Annotated in this window: 15 protein-coding genes and 1 pseudogene; 7 read left to right on the forward strand and 9 right to left on the reverse strand. The window is 63.0% G+C overall.

Annotated elements, in window-relative coordinates:
• Positions 1 to 135 precede the first annotated feature (135 nt).
• Positions 136 to 1,059 (forward strand): AraC family transcriptional regulator, encoded by a 924-nt coding sequence (locus V3W40_RS34220; protein ID WP_330216504.1) that lies wholly within the window; start codon positions 136 to 138, stop codon positions 1,057 to 1,059.
• Here the strand turns inward: V3W40_RS34220 and V3W40_RS34225 are convergent.
• Complete coding sequence (locus V3W40_RS34225; RefSeq protein ID WP_065928051.1) at positions 1,034 to 1,540, reverse strand: GAF domain-containing protein; 507 nt, start codon at positions 1,538 to 1,540, stop codon at positions 1,034 to 1,036. The genes V3W40_RS34220 and V3W40_RS34225 overlap by 26 nt on opposite strands.
• 52 nt (positions 1,541 to 1,592) lie before the next feature.
• Complete coding sequence (gene proP, locus V3W40_RS34230; RefSeq protein WP_065928052.1) at positions 1,593 to 3,095, reverse strand: glycine betaine/L-proline transporter ProP; 1,503 nt, start codon at positions 3,093 to 3,095, stop codon at positions 1,593 to 1,595.
• Positions 3,096 to 3,502: 407 nt separating this feature from the next.
• On the opposite strand from proP, the gene V3W40_RS34235 reads away from it, so the two are divergent.
• On the forward strand, positions 3,503 to 4,906 hold the full coding sequence (locus V3W40_RS34235; protein ID WP_330216505.1) for an MFS transporter: 1,404 nt from the start codon (positions 3,503 to 3,505) through the stop codon (positions 4,904 to 4,906).
• A 234-nt stretch (positions 4,907 to 5,140) separates the two neighbouring features.
• Here V3W40_RS34235 and V3W40_RS34240 read toward each other — a convergent pair whose 3' ends face one another.
• Both V3W40_RS34240 and V3W40_RS34245 read right to left on the reverse strand, forming a co-directional pair.
• Entirely contained in the window at positions 5,141 to 6,061 is a 921-nt protein-coding gene (locus tag V3W40_RS34240; RefSeq protein ID WP_330216506.1) for a bifunctional helix-turn-helix transcriptional regulator/GNAT family N-acetyltransferase, read from the reverse strand.
• Positions 6,062 to 6,117: 56 nt separating this feature from the next.
• Positions 6,118 to 7,107, reverse strand: coding sequence for a DMT family transporter (locus tag V3W40_RS34245; RefSeq protein WP_065928055.1), 990 nt, complete (start codon positions 7,105 to 7,107; stop codon positions 6,118 to 6,120).
• Positions 7,108 to 7,201: 94 nt separating this feature from the next.
• Between V3W40_RS34245 and V3W40_RS34250 the strand changes: the two genes are divergently transcribed.
• A complete protein-coding gene (locus V3W40_RS34250) occupies positions 7,202 to 8,110 on the forward strand; it encodes a LysR substrate-binding domain-containing protein (RefSeq protein ID WP_065928056.1) in 909 nt (302 codons plus the stop codon).
• Positions 8,111 to 8,140: 30 nt separating this feature from the next.
• On the opposite strand, the gene V3W40_RS34255 is transcribed toward V3W40_RS34250, so the two are convergent.
• Together V3W40_RS34255 and V3W40_RS34260 are read right to left on the reverse strand one after the other, a co-directional pair.
• Complete coding sequence (locus tag V3W40_RS34255) at positions 8,141 to 9,433, reverse strand: PQQ-dependent sugar dehydrogenase (protein WP_065948261.1); 1,293 nt, start codon at positions 9,431 to 9,433, stop codon at positions 8,141 to 8,143.
• Positions 9,430 to 9,843, reverse strand: coding sequence for a DUF2231 domain-containing protein (locus tag V3W40_RS34260; protein ID WP_065928058.1), 414 nt, complete (start codon positions 9,841 to 9,843; stop codon positions 9,430 to 9,432). The genes V3W40_RS34255 and V3W40_RS34260 overlap by 4 nt, the downstream gene beginning before the upstream one ends.
• A gap of 157 nt (positions 9,844 to 10,000) precedes the next feature.
• Here V3W40_RS34260 and V3W40_RS34265 point away from each other — a divergent pair, with 157 nt between their 5' ends.
• Entirely contained in the window at positions 10,001 to 10,480 is a 480-nt protein-coding gene (locus V3W40_RS34265; protein WP_330216507.1) for an AAA family ATPase, read from the forward strand.
• Complete coding sequence (locus tag V3W40_RS34270; protein WP_330216508.1) at positions 10,477 to 11,274, forward strand: nucleotidyltransferase domain-containing protein; 798 nt, start codon at positions 10,477 to 10,479, stop codon at positions 11,272 to 11,274. The genes V3W40_RS34265 and V3W40_RS34270 overlap by 4 nt, the downstream gene beginning before the upstream one ends.
• A gap of 784 nt (positions 11,275 to 12,058) precedes the next feature.
• On the opposite strand, the gene V3W40_RS35095 is transcribed toward V3W40_RS34270, so the two are convergent.
• The 3 genes and pseudogenes from V3W40_RS35095 to V3W40_RS34280 form a co-directional block, all read right to left on the reverse strand.
• Complete coding sequence (locus V3W40_RS35095) at positions 12,059 to 12,826, reverse strand: methyl-accepting chemotaxis protein (RefSeq protein WP_370737674.1); 768 nt, start codon at positions 12,824 to 12,826, stop codon at positions 12,059 to 12,061.
• Between the two features lie 135 nt (positions 12,827 to 12,961).
• Positions 12,962 to 14,011: pseudogene (locus V3W40_RS35100) on the reverse strand (cache domain-containing protein); the annotation flags it as partial.
• 138 nt (positions 14,012 to 14,149) lie between these two features.
• Positions 14,150 to 18,157: a bifunctional nitrate reductase/sulfite reductase flavoprotein subunit alpha gene (locus V3W40_RS34280; RefSeq protein ID WP_330216510.1), complete on the reverse strand. Its 4,008-nt coding sequence runs from the start codon at positions 18,155 to 18,157 to the stop codon at positions 14,150 to 14,152.
• A gap of 674 nt (positions 18,158 to 18,831) precedes the next feature.
• Here V3W40_RS34280 and nirB point away from each other — a divergent pair.
• Both nirB and nirD read left to right on the forward strand, forming a co-directional pair.
• On the forward strand, positions 18,832 to 21,375 hold the full coding sequence (gene nirB / locus V3W40_RS34285; RefSeq protein ID WP_065928061.1) for a nitrite reductase large subunit NirB: 2,544 nt from the start codon (positions 18,832 to 18,834) through the stop codon (positions 21,373 to 21,375).
• A complete protein-coding gene (nirD, locus tag V3W40_RS34290; protein ID WP_053139131.1) occupies positions 21,375 to 21,737 on the forward strand; it encodes a nitrite reductase small subunit NirD in 363 nt (120 codons plus the stop codon). Before nirB ends, nirD begins: the two co-directional genes overlap by 1 nt.
• Positions 21,738 to 21,788 lie beyond the last annotated feature (51 nt).

Below are 21,788 nucleotides of genomic sequence, written 5' to 3' on the forward strand. Positions count from 1 at the left end.
TTTTCCCGGCGTGGCTGAGGGTTCTGTAGTGCGTTCCACTGGATTACTTGCCTGATCCTCTGAGTCTGGCGGGTTGCCGGGGACGCCAGCGGGCCGGTCGGGGTAAAGTCCAACGATCAGAGCAAAGGGCCCTTTATGAAGATCAATCAAACGCCCCTGGACGTGCTGGTCCGCGTGATCGGCTCAAGGGTCTGCGTCCCCGGCGACTACCCCATGCCCATCCCCGGCCTGGGCTTTTATCGGCGTGAGCAGCCCGCGACACCCGTGGTGTGCATGGTCGAGCCGAGCATCGTGCTGGTTGCCCAGGGTGAGAAGCGGCTGTGGGTCGGCGGCGAGGGGTACCCGTATGACACGGCACGATTTCTGCTCACGTCGCTGGATATACCGGCCAACTCCGAAGTGCTGGTCGCCAGCCCGACCCGCCCGTGCCTGGGCCTGACCTTCAAGCTCGACCTGCGCATCCTGGCCGAGCTGATCGCCCAGGGGGAGTTGCCGCCAACGCGTGAGCGGGCGGTGATGAAAGGCGTGGGGATTGGTGTGGTGACCGGCGCCATGCTTGCCTCCTTTGCGCGCCTGGTTGAATTGCTTGATGAGCCCGAAGCGATACCGGTGCTCGCGCCCTTGATCCAGCGCGAGATTCACTTCCGGCTATTGCAGAGCGACCAGGCCGGCCGACTGCGCCAGATCTGCTCCGTGGACGGGCAGGGTTATCGGATTGCGCGGGCGATCGATTGGCTCAAGCTCAATTACGACGTGCCGCTGCGCGTGGACGAACTGGCCGCGCGCGTGCAGATGAGCGCGGCGACGTTTCACCATCACTTTCGCCAACTGACGGCCATGAGCCCGCTGCAGTATCAGAAATGGCTGCGCCTCAACGAAGCGCGGCGTTTGATGTTGAACGAGCATCGGGACGTATCCAGCGCGGCGTTCAAGGTCGGCTATGAAAGCCCGTCGCAGTTCAGCCGCGAGTACAGCCGGCTGTTTGGTGTGCCGCCCAAGCGCGATATGGCCATGCTGCGCGGCAAAGCGCCGGTCAGCGGTCCGCTGGCGTCAAGTTAGCGTAGAAGATGCAGCCGATCAGCCGCGCAAACAGGCTGAGGGTTTCCGGCAGGTTGGGGTCGTCAAACAGCATCGCCCGGGAATCCAGCGCACACAGTGCACCGAACAGGCGGCCATCCGGGAGGAAGATCGGCGCGCCGGCATAGCTCTCGATGGCGTATTGCTTGACCACGGGGCGTGCGGCAAAGCGGCCATTGGCGCTGACCTGCGGGATGAACAGGGTCTGTGGGTTGATGCAGAACTCGCTGCACAGGGTGGTTTCCAGGTCGAGCACGTCATCGGCATGAATGCCCATGTCGAAGGGGTCGTGCGCTGAACAGACAATCCATTCCAGGTCAGTGAACTTGGCGATGCCGGCAAAGCGCATGCCCGTCAGGCGGGTGACCAATTGCAGGATGCTGGTGGTGGCTTCGATTTCGGCGATGGCAGCGCGTTCGTCGGCGCTGAGTAACGCGTGTGCGGCGGTGCAGCTTGGAAGCATGGTTGAACACTCCACTGGCGTGGCGGCCCTTGCCACCACGCTTGGTCAGGTCTTAGTTGATACGCGGATGCTGCTGCACCAGGTTCTGGCGCTTGGCTTCCAGTTCGGCAATCTCGGCGTCAATGTCTTCGATTTTCTGCTCGATATTGTCGTGATGCTCCTGCAGCAACTCCTTGGCTTCTTCCATGTCCGACGCAGCCGGTGCTGCGCCGCGCAGGGGTTTGTTGGCGGTTTCCTTCATGGTCAGGCCGGTGATCAGGCCGACCACCGCAAACACCATCAGGTAGTAGGCGGGCATGTACAGGTCGTTGGTGCTTTCAACCAGCCAGGCCACCGCGGTAGGCGTGACGCCGGCGATCAATACCGAGACGTTGAACGCACTGGCCAACGCGCTGTAGCGCAGGTGCGTGGGGAACATCGCCGGCAGCGTGGACGCCATGACGCCGATGAAGAAGTTAAGCACGATGGCCAGGATCAGCAAGCCGGCGAAGATCAGGCCGGTCTTGCCGCTGGTGATCAGCATGAAGGCCGGAATGGCCAGGAACAGCAGGCCGATGCTGCCGGCGATGATGAAGGGCTTGCGGCCGATCTTGTCGCTGACAAAACCGATGAACGGCTGCACGAACAGCATGCCGACCATGATTGCGATGATGATCAGCACACCGCTGTTTTCGGAGTAGTGCAGGTTATGGGACAGGTAGCTCGGCATGTACGTGAGCAGCATGTAGTACGTCACGTTAGTGGCCGCGACAATGCCGATGCAGGTCAGCAGGCTGCGCCAGTGCTTGGTGGCGATCTCCTTGAACGACACTTTCGGGCCATGGGTCAGGCCTTCGCGGTCACCCTGTTCGAGCTTGTCGACATGCTGTTGGAACGCCGGGGTTTCTTCCAACGCATGGCGCAGGTACAGGCCGATCATGCCCAGGGGCAGGGCCAGGAAGAACGGCAGGCGCCAGCCCCAGGCCTCGAAGTCGGCTTCGCCCAGCACGCTGGAGATCAGCACCACGACGCCGGCACCGAGGACGAAACCGGCGATGGAGCCGAAGTCCAGCCAACTGCCGAGGAAGCCGCGCTTGCGGTCCGGCGCATATTCGGCGACGAAGATCGAGGCGCCGGTGTATTCACCGCCCACCGAGAAGCCCTGGGCCATTTTGCACAGCAGCAGCAGGATCGGCGCCCAGATGCCGATGGAGGCGTACCCGGGAATCAGGCCGATGGCGAAGGTGCTCAGCGACATGATCACAATGGTCGCGGCGAGGACTTTCTGGCGTCCGTATTTATCGCCCAGCGCGCCGAAGAACAGGCCGCCCAGGGGACGAATCAGGAACGGCACGGAGAACGTCGCCAGTGCCGCGATCATTTGTACGCTGGGGGAGGCGTCGGGGAAGAACACCTTGCCCAATACATAGGCGACAAACCCGTAGACACCAAAGTCGAACCACTCCATGGCGTTACCCAGTGCGGCGGCGGTGATCGCCTTGCGCATCTTGGCGTCGTCAACAATGGTGATGTCTTTCAAACCGATGGGCTTGACGCTTTTCTTACGTAATTTCATGCGGACCACTCTAAAACAGAACAGGGGAGGTGCCATCGTTGCGATGGCACCGCTCTGTCAGTTCAGATACAAGCGGACATGAAATAATTCACCGCTATTTGCGTTTTTTTGCCTGGGGCGCAATTTGCGTGCAATTGCCTGGGTTTTCGGGGTGAGCACCTACCCTGGGGCGATCCGGCATTCTGTGGTGAGCGGGCTTGCCACAAGAAGCCCGCTCGCCGTGGTCATGTGCGCTTGTCGTCCTACAACCTAGCTGCGCCTGGCACTTTTTACACCCGCGAGATAGCTCGCAAAAGCCGTAATCTTTCAGATTGACAGCGGGTAGGTAGCCCGATATAAAAGCCACAGTTGTACGACGACATATGACGTTACATATGTCCTACCTAACAAAAATAAAAAGTGATGCCATGAACTTGATCGAGCCCATCAACGCCCAGCGCGTTGGCCAAGCTGTAGGCAACTATCGCTGGACCATCTGCGCGATGTTGTTTTTCGCGACCACCGTCAACTACCTCGACCGCCAGGTGCTCAGCCTGCTCGCGCCGCAGTTGTCGACGCAATTTGGCTGGAGCAACACCGATTACGCCAATATCGCGGCGGTGTTCCAGTTTGTGTATGCGATCTCCATGCTGTTTGCCGGGCGGTTCGTCGACAAGATCGGCACCAAGGCCGCCTACGTGATCGCGATTGCGATCTGGTCCACCGGCGCCATCATGCATGCGTTCTCGGTGCCGATGGGCGAGGGCATCGCCGCGGTCAGCGGTGCGCTCGGCCTGGCAGTGATCCCCGTGTCCATCGCCGGCTTCATGCTGTCCCGGGCGGTGCTCGCGATCGGCGAGGCGGGTAACTTCCCGATTGCGATCAAGGCCACCGCCGAATATTTCCCCAAGAAAGAACGCTCGCTGGCCACCGGGATCTTCAACTCCGGCGCCAACGTCGGCGCGATCCTGGCGCCGATCTGTGTGCCGCTGATCGCCGGGATGTGGGGCTGGGAAGCGGCCTTTATGGTCATCGGCATGCTGGGCTTTGTGTGGGTGGCGGTATGGACGGCGGTGTATGAGAAGCCGGAGCAGCAAAAACGCCTGTCGGCCGTAGAGCTGGCCTATATCCGCAGCGACCAGGCGCAGCAGCCCTCTATCCCGCCGGTTGCAGGCGCGGTACAGAAAAAAGTCTCGTGGTTCAAGTTGCTCACCTACCGCCAGACGTGGGCGTTTGCCTTCGGCAAGTTCATGACCGATGGCGTGTGGTGGTTCTTCCTGTTCTGGCTGCCCACCTACCTGTCGGCGCAATACGGCATGAAAGGCGCCGATATCGTCATGCCGCTGGCCGTGCTGTACAGCATGACCATGGTCGGCAGCATCGGCGGCGGCTGGTTCCCCAGCTACTTCATGGCCCGTGGCGATGCCCCCTACGACGGCCGCATGAAAGCCATGCTGGTGATCGCGCTGTTCCCGTTGGTGGTGTTGCTGGCGCAACCGTTGGGCTACATCAGCTTCTGGGTCCCGGTATTGCTGATCGGCGTCGGCGCCTCGGCGCACCAGGCGTGGTCGTGCAACATCTTCACCACCGTGTCCGACATGTTCCCGCAGAAAACCGTGGCCTCGGTGGTCGGCATCGGCGGCATGGCCGGCGGCATCGGCGGTGTGGTGATGACCAAGATCGGCGGCTGGGTGTTCGACTACTACAAGTCCATCAATGACATCCACACCGGCTACATGATCATGTTCGCGATCTGTGCGCTGGCGTACCTGGTGGCCTGGAGCGTGATGAAGACCCTGGTGCCGCGCCATAAGGAAATCACTGACCTGTAATACCTCGTGGCCGCCGCGCTGTCGCGCAGCAAACTGGTACCTCTGTGGCGAGCGGGCTTGCCCCGCGTGGGGCTGCGCAGCAGCCCCAATCAGGATCACTGTGTTCTGTCAGGTAAACCGCAGCGCCTGGTTTAGGGGCTGCTGCGCAGCCCCACGCGGGACAAGCCCGCTCGCCACAGGTCCGTCGAATCACCCATAACGTTGTGTCGAGCCCCATTCCTTCAAGCGCCTTTTCTACAACGCGCGCGCCCAGGTCTGGCTGACCAGTTGCTTGCCGAAACTCAAGGTGGGCTCCTCTTCCACCAACTCGAAACCGGCTTTCTGGTAGAGCTTGCGCGCATCGGTCAAGGCGCTCATGGTCCACAACATCATGCGGGTGTAGCCGACATCGCGGGCAAAGCGCAGGCATTCGTCCACCAGGCGCTGGCCGATGCCCAGGCCCCGCGCACTGGCATCCACGTAGAGCATGCGCAGCTTGGCGGTTGTATCGTCATGGCGCACAACGAACACCGAGCCGACCACCTCGCCATCCTTCTCCGCGATCCAGCAGCGCTCCCGCGCCGGGTCGAACTCGCGCAGGTACTTGGCGACGATCTCCGCCACCAGCGCTTCAAACTCCCAGTTCCAGTGGTATTCGCGGGCATACAGCGCCGCTTGCTGCTGCACCACCAGACCCATATCCCCTGGCCGTGGATCACGCAGCAGGTAGCTCGACGGGCGGTCTTGCAGCAGGGCCTGGATACGTTGCATGGCGTCGGTCAATTGCTGCTGCCGGGGTTCGGGCAGGCTCTCGAGCAGGGCGATGACTTCATCCTGGGTCTGCTGTTCCAGGGGCGCCAGGACCGCGCGGCCGAGATCGGTGAGGTGCAATTGCACCGCGCGCGCATCGGTGGCGCAGCGGACTTTCTGGATCAGGCCGTTTTTCTCGAAACCACTGGTCAGGCGGCTCAGGTAACCCGCGTCGAGGCTGAGCATCTGGCAGAGGTCGGCGCTGGTGAGGTCGCCACGGGAGGACAGCTCGTACATAACCCGAATTTCAGTCAGGGAATAGTCGCTGTGCAACAGGTGTTCCTGCAGCACGCCGATCTGGTGGGTGTAGAAGCGATTGAAGCCGCGCACGATGCCGGCGCGTTCCACAAGCAGGGGAGTGGACATGGCGGATACTCGAATGGTTGCCTTAGTCAATTATATTGTTGCTTCAGGCAAGCATGTCAACGGCTATGATCGCCGGTCATGGTCATCCCAGGCTTGGCCGTCGCCTGTGGGCTCGTCAATATGATTCGAATCGCCATGGCCACGCCGATCAGCACCGCAACCAGTCCCACGGCTTCCATGAGTGTGGGCCAGCGCCCGTGAAACCCCAGGCCGAGCAGGGTGGCGAAGAGGGATTCGAGGGCGATCAATTGGCCGCTCAGTACCATCGGCAGGCGTCGGGTCGCGGCGTTCCAGGCCCAGGCGCCGACCATGGTGGACATCACCGCGATCACCAGGCTCCAGGCATAGAGCGGGCCAGCCTGGGAAAGGCCGAAGCCGAGCATCGGCAGCTTGAACATGCCAAGCCCATGGATGAACGGTAGCAGGCACAGGGTGGCGACACCGCTGCCCACCATCATGAGTGCGGTCCAGAGACCGGTTGCCTGCGCCGCAAGGTGTGTCAGTTGCCTTTGGTTGATCACGCTGAACCACAACCAGAGAGCAACTGCACTCAGGGAAAAAAACAGCCCTGCCCACCAGGCGCTTGTGTCCAATGAAGGTTGATGAAAGCTGCTGATGTTCGACAGCAAGAGGCCCACCGTCAGGCATGACAAAGGGGTTGCCAGGCGGCGCCACGGGACTGTCCTCGTGCTGGCGTTACCCACCAGGGCCAACAACACCGGCACCGTGCCGATAAACGCCGGGGTCATGACCGGCCCGCCGAACATCACGCCGGCGGCGATGCACACGCCGTAGCCCAGGCACCCCAACGCCCCGAGTGCTGCGGCGAGGCATCCCTGGCCGGGCCCGAGCAAGTGCAACTGTGCCCGGCATAGGATCACCCCCATGACACCCAATGTGCCGGCGATCAGAAATCGCACAGCCATCAAGTCACAGAGGCTGTAGTCGCCGGTGACGTAAGGCGCGATGAAGTTCAACGCCCAGCCCAATGTCGCAACAACCGCGAGCAGCACGCCGACGGCTATGGAGGTCTGTGCAGCGTTCATCTGGGGGCATCCATTGAGGTAATGGATCCATGGTGCCCAGTCATGCGGGTGTGCTACAAACGAGTTCTCGGCCGTGGATGTATAACCTCAGATTATGAATACACTTGGCAAGACCCTGCCGCCCCTGGCCAGCCTGTTGCCGTTTGAAGCGGCGGCACGCCTGGGCAGTTTCTCCAAGGCGGCCGATGAGCTGCACATCACCCAGGCTGCCATCAGCCGCCAGATTCGCGGGCTGGAAGACAACCTGGGGGTGAAGCTGTTCAGTCGGCGCAACCGGGCGGTGTTCCTCACCCAAGAGGGGCGGGAACTGGGCCGGGTGGTCGGCGAAGCGCTGCGCAGCATCAGTGAGAGTGCCACCAGCCTGCGGGGGTCACCCCACAGTCATCGCGTGGTGTTGCTGTGTCAGTTGTGCGAAGCGTTTTATTGGCTGATGCCGCGCTTGTCGACGTTCCACCAGCAATACCCGCACATCGAAATCCAGGTGGTGACCTCCACCCGCCCCCTGACGGAGTTCACCAGTCACTTCGACGTGGCCTTGCAAAGTACCGGGCGCGCGAGTGGCAGCCATCCGCTGATGTTCACCGCCGCCGACGAAGTGTTCCCGGTGTGCAGCCCTGGCTATCTGGACAGCAAACCACCGCTGTCGCTCGCCGGGTTGCAGTCGCGCACCTTGTTGCACCACAGCTCCCATCCTCCGCACTTGATGGAGTGGGACAGCTGGTTGCAGGTGTTCGGCCAGGCCTTGAGCGGGGAGGTGCGCGGTGCGACCTTCGATAGCTACCCGCTGATGTTGCAGGCGGCGGTGGAAGGGCATGGGATCGCCATGGGCTGGCGGCGTACGGCGAGCCGGTTGATTGACAGCGGGGCGCTGGTAAGGCCCTGTGTCGAGAGTGTGCATTTGCCCCAGGCGCTATCGATTTACCGGCAGCAGGGAGAGGGCAGCCGGGCCGAGGTCGTGGCGTTGCTCGACTGGCTGGAGGCGCAATTGCAGGATGAAGGCTGACAGGGGCGCCGCCGCCCCTGTCATATGCCGCTATGGCTTGCGCGTCACCCGCCACACGGTATTGGCCAGGTCGTCGGCGATGATCAGCGCGCCTTTCGGGTCCACCGTCACCCCCACCGGGCGCCCACGGGTCTTGCCGTCGTCACCGCGAAAGCCGGTGGCGAAATCAATCGGCTCACCCGATGGCTTGCCATTACTGAACGGCACGAAGATCACCTTGTAGCCCACCGGCTTGTCGCGGTTCCAGCTGCCGTGCTCGCCGACGAATACGCCGTCGGCAAATTGCTCGCCCATGGCCGGGATGGAAAAGTCCACGCCGAGTGCGGCCACGTGGGAGCCCAGGCTGTAGTCGGGCTTGATCGCGGCGGCGACTTTGGCCGGGTTCTGCGGTTGCGCGCGCGGGTCGACGTTCTGGCCCCAATAGCTGTAGGGCCAGCCGTAGAACGCGCCTTCTTTCACCGACGTCAGGTAGTCGGGCACCAGGTCGGGGCCGAGTTCGTCGCGTTCGTTGACCACCGTCCACAGTTGCCCGGAGTCGGGTTGGATGGTCAGCGCCGTCGGGTTGCGCAGGCCAGTGGCATAGGGCTTGTGTGCGCCGGTGGCGGCGTCGATCTGCCAGACCATGGCGCGGTCGATTTCCACTTCCATGCCACGTTCGGTCACGTTGCTGTTGGAGCCGATCCCCACATACAACTGGCGTCCATCGGCACTCACTGCCAGGGACTTGGTCCAGTGATGGTTGATCTGCGCCGGCAGGTCGGTGACTTTCACCGGTGCGCCGCTGGCCTTGGTCTGGCCATCGGTGTAGTCGAAGCGCACCAGCGCATCCTGGTTGGCCACGTAGAGCTTGCCATCGGCAAACGCCAGGCCGTAGGGCGCGTTGAGGTTGTCGGCGAACACCGTCTTCAACTCATAGGTGCCGTCACCGTCGGCATCGCGCAGCAGCGTCAGGCGGTTGCCGCCTTTTACCTTGGTGTTGCCCTGAGCCTTGATCACGCTGGCGATCACATCCTTGGGCTTGAGCTTGGCCGCACTGCCGCCACGGCCTTCGGCGATCAGGATGTCACCGTTGGGCAGCACCAACGTCTGGCGCGGGATGGCCAGGTCGGTGGCGATGGCCGTGATGCTGTAGCCCTCGGGTACCTGGGGTTTCTGATCGCCCCAGGGGGTGGGCTCGGCGATCTTCATGCTCGGCAACAGGCTGCTTTGTTGCTCCGGCAACGTGGGGTCGGGGCCACGGGCCTGGGTCTTGTCGCCTTCGCCGCCGCAGGCGCTCAGCAACAGCGCGGCGCTCAATACGCTCAGTGTGTGGGACGTTTTCATTTGGCACCTCCCGAGCGCAGGCCGGTCCAGGTGGCCGCCAGTGTCAGCAGCAAGACGACGGCCGACATGATCAGCCCGGCAGGCATTGAGGCGTAGGCATCCTTGGCATGTTGAAAGGCATTGACCAGCCCTAATACCCAGGTGGCTAACAGCAGCAGGACATACCGCGTGGGTTGCCCCGCCTTGCGCTCGGCGCGAAGCAGGTTGACCAGCGCAAACAGGAACGCGAGCCCACAGAACACCAGAGCACCGGCAATCAACCAGGACGCAAAGTTGGCCCATTGAATCTGGTAGGTCTGGGTGTAGGCAATGTCGCTGAGCAAGGCACCAAGAAACAGCGGCACGGTGCCGGCCAGCAAGGTCGCATGCAGCGGCCCCGGCGTGTATCGGTAGGCGGGAAGGGTTGTCATGGTAAGGCGGCTCCTTGTTGTACAACGCCCCTGGTCGGGGCTGCGCATAGAAAATGAACGCCTTACGTATCAGATAGTTCAGCATAATTCGTGTCGAAATATTAAGAACCAGCCTGAAAGCTGGCATGCTCAGGGCTTCACATAAGGAGCCGTCCCCATGCCAACCCTGCACCTGCTGTGCGGCAAGATCGCCTCGGGCAAGTCAACACTGGCCAAGACCCTGGTGGCCGAACACGCCGCCATCCTGCTCAGCGAAGACACCTGGCTCGCCCAGTTGTACCCCGGTGAAATCCTCTCGATCGCCGACTACCTGCGCTGTGCCCAGCGTATTCGCGGGGTGTTGGGCCCGTTGGTGATCAACCTGCTTGAATCCGGCGTCAACGTGGTGCTGGATTTTCCCGCCAATACCCTGGCCAATCGCGAATGGCTGCTGGGGTTGGCGCAGGCCGCCAAGGTGCCGTACCGCCTGCATTACCTCGAGCTGGACGACGCCACCTGCCGCGCAAGGCTGCATGCGCGCAATGCCCGGGGCGATCATGATTTCGCGGCGACGGATGCCGAGTTCGACCTGATCACCCGGCATTTCTGCGTGCCGAGCGAGGCGGAAGGGCTGGTGATCGAGGTGCATCGCCCATGAGTACGCCTTCTGCGGGCATCGACGCGGACGGTTTTATCCTCACCGTCCCCGACACCCCCGTGCAGCGTGAATACCAGCCGTTGCTGGCGGACGTCTGCGCGTCGCTCTCGAGGGACTACCTGGGCCTGGACGGCCTCTATCTCTACGGCAGTGTCGCAAGGGGCGACGCCATTCCCGGTGTTTCCGACCTCGACCTCACCCTGGTGCTGTGCGAGCCGGCAACCGCGGAGCTATTGGCCCGGCTGGAGGCAGTCCGCTGTGCACTGGAGCAGCGGCATCCCTTTGTCACCAAGGTGGATTTCGATATCGGCCACCACGCGCAAGTACTGGCGACGGAAAACCGCAACGGGTGGGGCTTCTGGCTCAAACACCAGTGCCGCTGCCTGTGGGGCAATGATCTGTCAGTGCATTTCGAACGGTTTCGGCCATCCCGTGACATCGCGCTGGCGGTAAATGGTGATTTTCACGCCGTATTGAGCACTTACCTTACGCGCATCGCCTGCGCCGACACCGAGAGGCAGCGACTTCGCTTGCAGCGCGAGGCTTCACGCAAGCTGATCAGGTCCACCCATGTATTGCTTTCGGAAGATGCGTCGACATGGCCGCGCACCCTCGAAGAGCATGTGGCGATGTTCGTCCGGGGGTATCCGCAACGGGTCACTCACCTTGCGTTCTTTCTCTTTGAAGCCAGGAACCCTGGCGCCACGATGGAAAACTTCACCGCGCGGCTTCGGGCTTTTCTGGATTGGATGGATTCACCCATCGTAGATACCGTCTTATCCAGCACCGCGTAAAACCCCGTAGCAGCTGTCGAGCCCCGGCGAGGCTGCGTCGGTCGCGGCTCGAGCTTGAATCGGCAGCGCGCCTGACGCAGCCTCGCTTGCGCTCGGCAGCTGCTACGGGGGGGAGGCCTTGAGGGGTGGCATTCGTAGCAGCTGTCGAGCCCCGGCGAGGCTGCGTCGGTCGCGGCTCGAGCTTGAATCGGCAGCGCGCCTGACGCAGCCTCGCTTGCGCTCGGCAGCTGCTACGGGGGGGGAGGCCTTGAGGGGTTGGCATTCGTAGCAGCTGTCGAGCCTTGGCGAGGCTGCGTCGGTCGCGGCTCGGGCTTGAATCGGCAGTGCGTCCGACGCAGCCTCGCTTGCGCTCGGCAGCTGCTACGGGGGTGAGGCCTTGAGGGGGTGGTATTCGTAGCAGCTGTCGAGCCTTGGCGAGGCTGCGTCGGTCGCGGCTCGGGCTTGAATCGGCAGTGCGTCCGACGCAGCCTCGCTTGCGCTCGGCAGCTGCTACGGGGGGGGAGGCCTTGAGGGGTTGGCATTCGTAGCAGCTGTCGAGCCTTGGCGAGGCTGCGTCGGTCGCGGCTCGGGCTTGAATCGGCAGTGCGTCCGACGCAGCCTCGCTTGCGCTCGGCAGCTGCTACGGGGGGGGCCTTGATGGGGTTGGCATTCGTAGCAGCTGTCGAGCCTTGGCGAGGCTGCGTCGGTCGCGGCTCGGGCTTGAATCGGCAGTGCGCGTGACGCAGCCTCGCTTGCGCTCGGCAACTGCTACGGGAGGAGGCGGATGATCAGGTGGCGACAATCATCAGGACTTGAAGCGCCCCACCAGGCCATTCAACTCATCCGACAGATTTGACAGGCGCCCCGAGTCGTCCTGCGCCGAGTTGGCCAGGCTTTCCACCAGGCGCGCCTCGTCGTAGATCTGCTGGATATGCCGGTTGATCTCTTCGGCCACACTGTGTTGCTCCTCGGCGGCGGCGGAGATTTGCAGGTTCTGGTCGCGGATCTCGTTGACCGACAGCTGGATGCCTTCAAAGCTGTCCCGCGCGCTTTCGATGGACGACACACTGGCCCGTGACAGGTCCAGGCAACTGCCCATTTTTTGCGTGACTTCCTGGGTCTTGTTTTCCAGGGTGCCGAGCAGGTGCTCGATCTCGCCGGTGGAGTCGGAGGTGCGCTTGGCCAACGCGCGCACCTCGTCGGCGACCACGGCAAAACCACGGCCCTGGTCACCGGCACGGGCGGCCTCGATGGCGGCGTTGAGGGCCAGCAAGTTGGTCTGTTCGGCAATCGCACGGATGGTGCCGATGATCTGGTTGATGCTGCGGCTGCCGGCTTCCAGTTCGACCATGGCGTCGGACGACTCGGTCAAGCGGCGGCCCAGGCGGTTGACGTTATCGGTGGTGACTTCGATCTGCTGCTTGCCCTCGGCCACGCGGCGATGGCCGTTCTCCGCCGACTCTGCCGCACTGCTGCATGAGCGCGCGACTTCGTTGGCAGTGGCGACCATTTCGTTGAACGCGGTGGACACCAGTTCCACCGCCTCGCGTTGACGGCCGGCGGCTTCATTCATGTTGTGCGCCACTTCACTGTTGACCTTGGACGCGTTGTGCAAATTGGCCGAGGCCGCGCCGATGTGCTGGATCAATTGGCGAATCGCGGCAAGGAACTTGTTGAACCAGCCGGCCAGTTCGGCGGTTTCATCCTTGCCCTGCACCTGCAGTGCGTGACGCAGGTCGCCTTCGCCCTCGGCAATCGACTGCAAGCCGCTGCTGACCTGGCCGATGGGCTTGACGATCACCTTGGAAAACGCCGCCGCAAGCACGCCGAAGATCAGCACCAGCACGCCGACGATGACCGCTGTGAGGTAGGTCATGCGCGTGGCTTCAGCCATGACTTCGCGGTGCTCGATCAGGCCGATATAGCGCCAGCCCAGGCCGGGAGAGGTCCACACGTTGGCCATGTAGCGCACGCCGTTGATTTCCACCTCGGTAGAACCCTGGGACGTCTCGGCCAGGTGCGCATAGGCGGCGCCCAGGTCCTTGAGCGGCTTGAAACTGTGGGCGGCGTCGCGCGGGTCGACCAGCACCACGCCGTCTTCGATCAGCATCACGTAGCCGCTTTCGCCGAGCTTGATGCTCTTGACCAGTTCGGTGAGGTTCTTCAGCGACACGCTGACCACGAACACGCCCTTGGCTTTGCCGGCGTTATCCAGCAACGCCCGGGCAGTGCCCACCAGCGCCACATCGTCTTTGTCGTAGTAGTAAGCCGGCGTGCGCACGGTCTTGCCGGGGCTGGCCATCGCGGCCTTGTACCAGGGGCGCGTGCGTGGGTCGTACTTGGCCAGCTGCGGGTCATCCGGCCATTTGGCGTAGGTACCGTCTTCCAGGCCGATGGAGAGGATGGCGGCTGCCGGGTGCGTGGCGCCAAAGCGCGCAAAGCGCTCGATGACCGCTTGTGCCGCTGCTGGCATCGGTTGGCTGGCGGCGTCGGCGGGCTGGTAGTTCTTCAGCGTTTCCACGGAGGTGTACACAGGATCCATGGCCATTTGATCGACGTTCTGCTGCGTACCGTCGAAGAACTGGCGGATATTGCCATCGATCTGGCGGATTTCCCGGGTGCTGCCGTCGATAAATTGGTCAACGGCCTGGGTCCGTGTGTTCATCACGGAGATGACCGCCACCAGGCTTACCGGGATAAACGCGACCGAGACAAAAGCCAGCACCAGCTTATTTTTTATTTTCATCGAGACGACCATCAGCGTAGGGGGCGGTCAAACCGTCTCGTTCCGGAAAAAGAGCGCGGCGATTTGCTATCACCGCTGTTTCGGCCCGGTGCCGGTAAATCTTTAGGGTTTTTTGTACACAATACAAAGTGCTTATTGTTCTGTATCCAATCAGTAGACATCACGCAGGTAACGCTTCTGTTCGCTCAACTGGCGCCAGTACTCCACCGCGCCCTCAACGCCAAGCCCGCCGTGGGTTTGCGCGACCTGGCGCAACGCCTGGTCGACATCCTTGGCCATATGGCTGGCATCCCCGCAGATATACAGCCTGGCGCCGTCCTGCAACCAGCGCCACAGCTCGGCCCCCTGTTCGTGGATGCGGTCCTGTACGTAGATCTTTTGCGCCTGGTCGCGGGAGAACGCCAGGCTCAGGTGGGTGAGCAGGCCGTCGCGCTGCATGCCTTGCAGTTCATCCTGGTAATAGAAGTCGCTGGCCGCGTGCTGCTCGCCGAAGAACAGCCAGTTGCGGCCTTGGTGTCCCTGGGCCCGACGTTCCTGCAAAAACGCGCGGAACGGCGCCACACCGGTGCCGGGGCCGATCATGATCATCGGCACGTCGCCGTCGGCCGGTGTGCGGAAGTGCTTGGACGGCTGCACGAACAACGGCACCTCGCTGTCTGCGGCGCGGTCGGCGAGGAAGGTCGAGGACACGCCCTTGCGCTTGCCATAGCGCACGGCGGCCACGGTGAGGTGCACTTCCTGCGGGTAGGCCTTGGCGCTGGAGGCGATTGAATACAAACGTGGTTGCAGGCGCTTGAGGGTACCGAGCAGTTCGTCCGCCGAGCAATCGATGGGGTACTCGTGCAGCACATCCACCAATTGCCGGCCCCACAGCCAAGCTTGCAGTTCGGTCTTGTGCTCGGGGCTCAGCAGGCGCTTAAGGCCTGGGTTGGCACTGCGCTCGGCAATAAAGGCCAGGGTGTCGCTGCTGGGGCGGGCGATTTCGAAACGCTGGGTCAATGCCTGGTGCAGCGGTACATCGCCGAAGGTGTCGATGTTCACGCAGGCACTGGCATCCAGGCGCGTCAGGTCGAGCAGTTCGTTGACCAGTTCCGGGCAGTTGCGCGGCATCACTCCCAGGGCATCACCGGCTTCATAGCTCAGCCCGGAGTCGGTCAGGTCCAGGGCGAACTGGCGGGTTTCCTTGTGGGTGCTCTGTGGGTTCAGGTGCCGGTTGAGCAGCAGCCGTGAGCCATGCAGCTTGGTTTTGCCGGCCGGTGTGGCGGGTGTTACCGGGGCTACGGGCTTTGCCGGGTGGAGGGTCTGTTGGAATCGGGCCAGCCACGCATCGGCGCGCTCTTCGAATTCGGTGTCGCAGTCGACACGTTCAAGCAGGCGGGTGGCGCCCAACTCCAGCAAGCGCTGGTCGAGTCGCTGGCCGTGCTTGCAAAACTGGTCGTAATTCGGATCGCCCAGGGCCAGTACCGCAAAACGCAGCGACTCCAGGCGCATCTCGGCGGTGCTGAGGCTGTGCCAGAAGCCTTCGCCGTTGTCCGGCGGGTCGCCGTCGCCGAAGGTGCTGCTGATCAGCGCCAGGTTTTGTGTGCTCGCCAGTTTGCTGGCCGGGAAATCCGCCATCGCGCTGAGCTCGACGCTGATACCGGCGTCGCGCAGGCGCTTGGCGAATCGCTCGGCGAGGGCTTCGGCGTTGCCGGTCTGGGAGGCCCATAACAGGGTGACGGCCGGGGAGGGCGTTGCGGCGATGGCGCTGACGTCTGCGCGGCTGAACAATCCGCCGAGCAAACCGTCCAGCCACAGTCGGGAATCCTTGGTCAGCGGCGCATGGGTTGGCATCACCGGCACACCCGCTGCCAGGCGCCCGGCCTCGGAGCGCAGACCGCTGAGGAAACCTGCGAGGTAAGTGCGTTCGCTGTCGCTCAGTGTCGGCGCCGGCAGGTTGCGGATGCCGGCAATATCGGCGAAGGCGTCGAGGCGCGACATGGTGAGGTCCTCTGCTAAGGGGGGCAGGTCTTGCGAGACCGGCCCATCGAGAAACTGGTGATCGATCAACTCGACACGGGCCAGGGCGACGGCACAGAACTTGAACTCGGGTTGCAGGGAAATCGGATCGACCGCGTCGTTGGTCACCGCGTTGATCGCCAGGTTTTCGCCAAATACATCGTTCCAGTGGAAAGGCACAAAACAGTTGCCCGGCCGCACGCGGTCGGTGACCACCGCAGGCAGTACGGCACGCCCGCGCTGGGAGCGCACTTCCACGCGGTCCTTGTCCTGGATGCCCAGGCTGGCGGCGTCTTCGGGGTGCAGTTCGACGAAGGGGCCGGGGTTGAGTTTGTTCAGGGTGGCGACCTTGCCGGTCTTGGTCAGGGTATGCCACTGGTGCTGCAAACGCCCGGTGTTGAGCACGAAAGGGAAGGCCTCATCCGGCATCTCCGCCGGTGGCATATGTGGGCGCGCCAGGAATTGGCCCTTGCCGTTGTCGGTGGCGAATCTGAGCGTGCCTGTATTCAGGTAGCGGATCGGGTTGCGGTCGGCGCCCGCGTCTGAAGCGCAGGGCCATTGCAGCGGTTGCGCGCGCAGCCGTTGATGGCTGGCGCCGCGAATGTCATAGCCGGTCTTGGGGTTCCAGGCGCGCTTGATCTCGTCGAAGACCTCGGCGGCGCTGGCATAGGTGAAGGCTTCGGCAAAGCCCATTTCACTCGCGACCCTGGCGATGATCTGCCAGTCGGGCAAGGTCTGGCCCGGTGGTTCGACGGCTTTTTGCATCAGGGTCAGGTTGCGCTCGGAGTTGATCATCACCCCTTCGGCCTCGGCCCACAGCGCACCGGGCAGCAGGATATCGGCGTAGCGGTTGGTCTCGGTGTCGAGGAAGGCGTCCTGGGTGATCACCAGTTCGGCGGCTTGCAGGCCTTCGATGACCTTGCGGCGATTGGGCGCGCTGGCCACCGGGTTGGTGCAGATGATCCAGCAGGCCTTGATCTGCCCCGCGCTCATCTGCTCGAACATCGCCACGGTGCCGCCGCCGACCTGGCGCGGCAGGCTGCCTGCGGGGATCTGCCAGAGGTCTTCGATAAATGCGCGGTCGGCCTCCACCAGTACCGAGCGTTGCCCCGGCAGGCCAGGGCCCATGTAGCCCATCTCACGGCCGCCCATGGCATTGGGTTGGCCAGTGAGGGAAAACGGCCCGCTGCCGGGGCGGCAGATGGCGCCGGTGGCCAGGTGCAGGTTGCACAGGGCGTTGGTGTTCCAGGTGCCGTGGGTGCTTTGGTTGAGGCCCATGGTCCAGCAGCTCATCCACTCGGCAGCCGCGCCTATCCAGTCGGCAGCCTGGCGGATGTCTGCTTCGGCCAGGCCGGTGATCTCGGCGACCGTGTGCGGCGGGTAGTCCTCGAGAAAGCCGGGCATGGCCTCCCAGCCCTCGGTGAACGCGGCAATAAAGGCCGGGTCGGTGTGGCCGTTCTTGACCAGCAGGTGCAACAGGCCATTGAGCAGGGCGAGGTCGGTGCCCGGTTTGATCGGCAGGTACAGGTCGGCTTTGTCGGCGGTGGCGCTGCGCCGTGGATCGACCACGATCAGCTTCGCCCCGGCCTTGACCCGGTCCATCATGCGCAGGAACAGGATCGGGTGACAGTCGGCCATATTGGCGCCGATCACGAAGAACAGGTCGGCGCGGTCGAAGTCTTCATAGGAGCCCGGCGGCCCATCGGAACCGAGGGAAAGCTTGTAGCCGCTGCCGGCGCTGGCCATGCACAGCCGCGAGTTGGACTCGACGTTGTTGGTGCGCACAAAGCCCTTGGCCAGTTTATTGATCAGGTACTGGGCTTCCAGGGACATTTGCCCGGAGACGTAAAAGGACAGGGCATCCGGCCCGTGGCTGTCGAGGATGCCGCGCAGACGCCCGGCGGTTTCGCTGATGGCGGTGTCCATGGCGATGCGCACCGGGTCGTGGTCACGCTTCTCGCGCAGGTAGGCGTTTTCCATCCGCCCGGACTCGGCGATGGCCTGCCCGCAGGTGGTGCCTTTGGTGCACAGGCGGCCGAAGTTGGTGGGGTGGGCCTTGTCACCGATGACCTTGACCACCTTATTGTGCTCGACCTGCATGATGATGCCGCAGCCCACACCACAATAGGGACACACACTGCGTACGCTTTGGTTTGCCATCCGTCACCCTCGAAACTTTTTCTGCCCGCCAACAAAAAAGCGCCCTGCAACCCTCCGTTGGAAACGGGGATTGCACGGCGCCTTTGTCGTGAATGGGCAATCAGCGTTGACTGCTCTGTGTGTGTTCCTAGCAAGTCACGCGCCAATTTCTTAAGCACGGGCAAATTGTGGCAAGCCAGCTTGTTGTGGTGAGCGGGATTACTGTGGTGAGCGGGCTTGCCCCGCGCTGGGTGGCGAAGCCGCCCCATCACTGCCGCTGCTTACTTCCTGTAAGGACTGAGGTGCCTGGGTTTAGGGCTGCTGCGCAGCCCAGCGCGGGGCAAGCCCGCTCACCACAATAAGCCCGCTCTTCTGTGACCCTTTGATTTTTATCCGGGAATGCACTTTTTTGTCGCGGGATGCACCAGTTGGAGGCGCTGAAGTGAGCATTCAGACTCGATGAGTGCCGCTAGAAGGCGTCGCAGTAAGGCTCGCGACCAATTGGCACAGACCCTGCAAGCTCCCCCTCAACCCACCTCGGTCAACGACGATCGACAACAGGGGCATAAAGCGGTAGATCCGGCGCAGTCGCCGATCCGATCCCGCATAAGAACAGGCAAAGGCGCCTGGAACCGCAAGGTTTCAGGCGTTTTTTTTGCTTTTTAAACCGTGATGAACGTTGTCGGGTGCTTGCTATGAACAAACAGATGAAAACCCTGATCGTCGTCGGCAATGGCATGGTCGGCCACCATTGCGTGGAGCAATTGATCGAACGCGGCGCGCTGGATCACTACCGGTTGCACGTGTTCAGCGAAGAGCCGATGCGTGCCTATGACCGCGTGCATCTTTCCGAGTATTTCACCGGCCGCGATGCCGAGTCCCTGGCGTTGTCCGACGCCGCGTTGTACCAGACGCCGGGTGTCACCCTGCACCTGGGTGTACCGGTGCTGGAGATCGATCGCGAACGCTGTGAAGTGATCACCGCCCAGGGCTGCGTGGGCTACGACAAGCTGGTGCTGGCCACCGGTTCCTATCCGTTCGTGCCGCCGATCGAGGGCGCCGAAGGCGACTCGCGCCTGGTGTATCGCACCCTCGAAGACCTCGACGCCATCCGTGCCGCTGCCGCCAATGCGCGCCGTGGTGTGGTGGTGGGCGGTGGCCTGCTCGGCCTGGAAGCCGCCAACGCCCTGAAAAGCCTGGGCCTGGAAGCCCATGTGGTGGAATTCGCGCCGCGCTTGATGCCGGTACAGCTGGATGATTTTGGCGGCCTGGCCCTCAAGGCCCAGATCGAGCGGCTGGGCGTCGGTGTGCATCTGTCCCGCGCCACCCAGTCGATCAGCGCCGGCGAGCAGTACCGCTATCGCATGAACTTTGCCAATGACGAGTTCCTTGAGACTGACCTGATTGTGTTCTCCGCCGGGATCCGCGCCCAGGATGCCCTGGCTCGCCAGGCCGGCCTGGAGATTGGCCCGCGCGGCGGCGTGGTGATCAACGACGAGTGCTTGAGCTGCGACCCCAACATCTATGCGATTGGCGAATGCGCTTCCTGGAACGGCAGCCTGTTCGGCCTGGTTGCGCCGGGTTACCAAATGGCCCGTGGCGTCGCCGCGCTGTTGTGCGAGCACAGCGCCGAGCCGTTTGTCGGCGCCGACATGTCCACCAAGCTCAAGCTGCTGGGCGTGGACGTGGGCTCCATCGGCGACGCCCACGCCCATACGCCGGGTGCGCGCAGCTACCAGTTCATCGACGAGGCGAGCGCCAGCTATCGGCGCCTGGTGGTGGATGCGAGCGGCAAACACGTGATTGGCGCGGTGCTGGTCGGCGACAACAGCTACTACGACACCTTGCTGCAATACATGCAGAACAGCATCGCGCTGCCGGCCGAACCGGCCAGCCTGATCCTGCCATCGTCCAGCGGCGCACCGACCCTCGGCCCAGGCGCCTTGCCGGACTCGGCCACGGTGTGCTCGTGCCACAACGTCAACAAGGGCGCGATCTGCTCGGCCATCGACGGCGGGTGCAGCGACCTCGGCCTGCTCAAGTCGCAGACCAAGGCCTGCACCGGTTGCGGTGGGTGCGCCGGCTTGCTCAAGCAGGTGTTCGAGCACGAGCTGATTGCCCGTGGCGTCAGCGTCGACAAGAGCCTGTGCGAACACTTCGCCTACACCCGCCAGGAGTTGTATGCCCTGGTGCGTGTGGAAGGGGTGCTCACGTTTGAAGAACTGCTGGCCAAACACGGCCGTGGCCACACCGGTTGCGATGTGTGCAAACCGGCGGTGGGGTCGATCCTGGCCTCGTGCTGGAACCAGCCGATCATGGACGCGTCCCTGGTGCCGTTGCAGGACACCAACGATACCTTCATGGCCAACATGCAAAAGAACGGCACCTACTCGGTGGTGCCGCGTATTCCGGGCGGCGAGATCACCGCCGACAAGTTGATCGTGATTGGCGAAGTGGCGAAGAAATACGACCTCTACACCAAGATCACCGGCGGCCAGCGCATCGACCTGTTTGGCGCGCAACTGCACGAGTTGCCGGACATCTGGGCCGAGCTGATCGCGGCCGGGTTTGAAACCGGCCACGCCTATGGCAAATCCACGCGCACGGTGAAGTCCTGCGTGGGCAGCACCTGGTGCCGCTACGGTGTGCAGGACAGCGTGAAAATGGCGCTGTTGATCGAGGACCGCTACAAGGGCCTGCGCTCGCCGCACAAACTCAAGTTCGCGGTGTCCGGCTGCACACGCGAATGCGCCGAGGCGCAGAGCAAGGACGTGGGCGTGATCGCCACCGAGAAGGGCTGGAACCTCTACATCGCCGGCAACGGCGGCATGCGCCCACGCCACGCCGAACTGTTCGCCACCGACCTGGATGACGCCACGCTGATCCAGTACATCGACCGCTTCCTGATGTTCTACATCCGCACCGCCGACAAATTGCAACGCACCTCGGTCTGGCGCGAAAGCCTGGAAGGCGGCCTGGATTTCCTCAAGGACGTGATCCTGCACGACAGCCTGGGCCTGGGCGCCGAGCTCGAAGCGCAGATGCAACGGGTGGTCGACCGCTATGAATGCGAGTGGGCCAACGCCCTCAAGGACCCGGAAAAACTCAAGCGCTTCCGCACCTTCGTCAACGACAAACGCCCCGACCCGGACATCCACTTTGTCCAGGAACGCGGCCAGCGTCGGCCGATCATGGCCGCCGAACTCAACCTGATTGCCGTCACCGAGGAGCTTGCCTGATGAGCCAGTCCAACACGCAGCGCAACCTTGCCACCTGGAAAAGCGTGTGCAAAGAGACCGACCTGGTGAGTAATTCCGGCGTCGTGGTGTGGCTGGACGGCGCCCAAGTCGCGCTGTTCTACCTGCCCGGCGCCCAGGACCAGACGCTGTACGCCATCGACAACCACGACCCGGAATCCGGCGCGAATGTGATCGGACGCGGGCTGGTCGGCAGCATCAAGGGCGACCTGGTGGTGGCCGCGCCGATCTACAAGCAGCATTACCGTTTGCACGACGGCCAATGCCTGGAGGCACCGCACCAGCGTTTGCGGGTATGGCCGGTGCGGTTGAATGCTGGAGTGGTGGAAATAGGTCTGGGCTGACACGCCTCGGTCTGAATGTGGGAGGGGGCTTGCTCCCGATGACGGTGGATC

The sequence above is a fragment of the Pseudomonas sp. AM8 genome, assembly GCF_036346475.1.
In the GTDB taxonomy this organism is placed as follows: domain Bacteria; phylum Pseudomonadota; class Gammaproteobacteria; order Pseudomonadales; family Pseudomonadaceae; genus Aquipseudomonas; species Aquipseudomonas marginalis.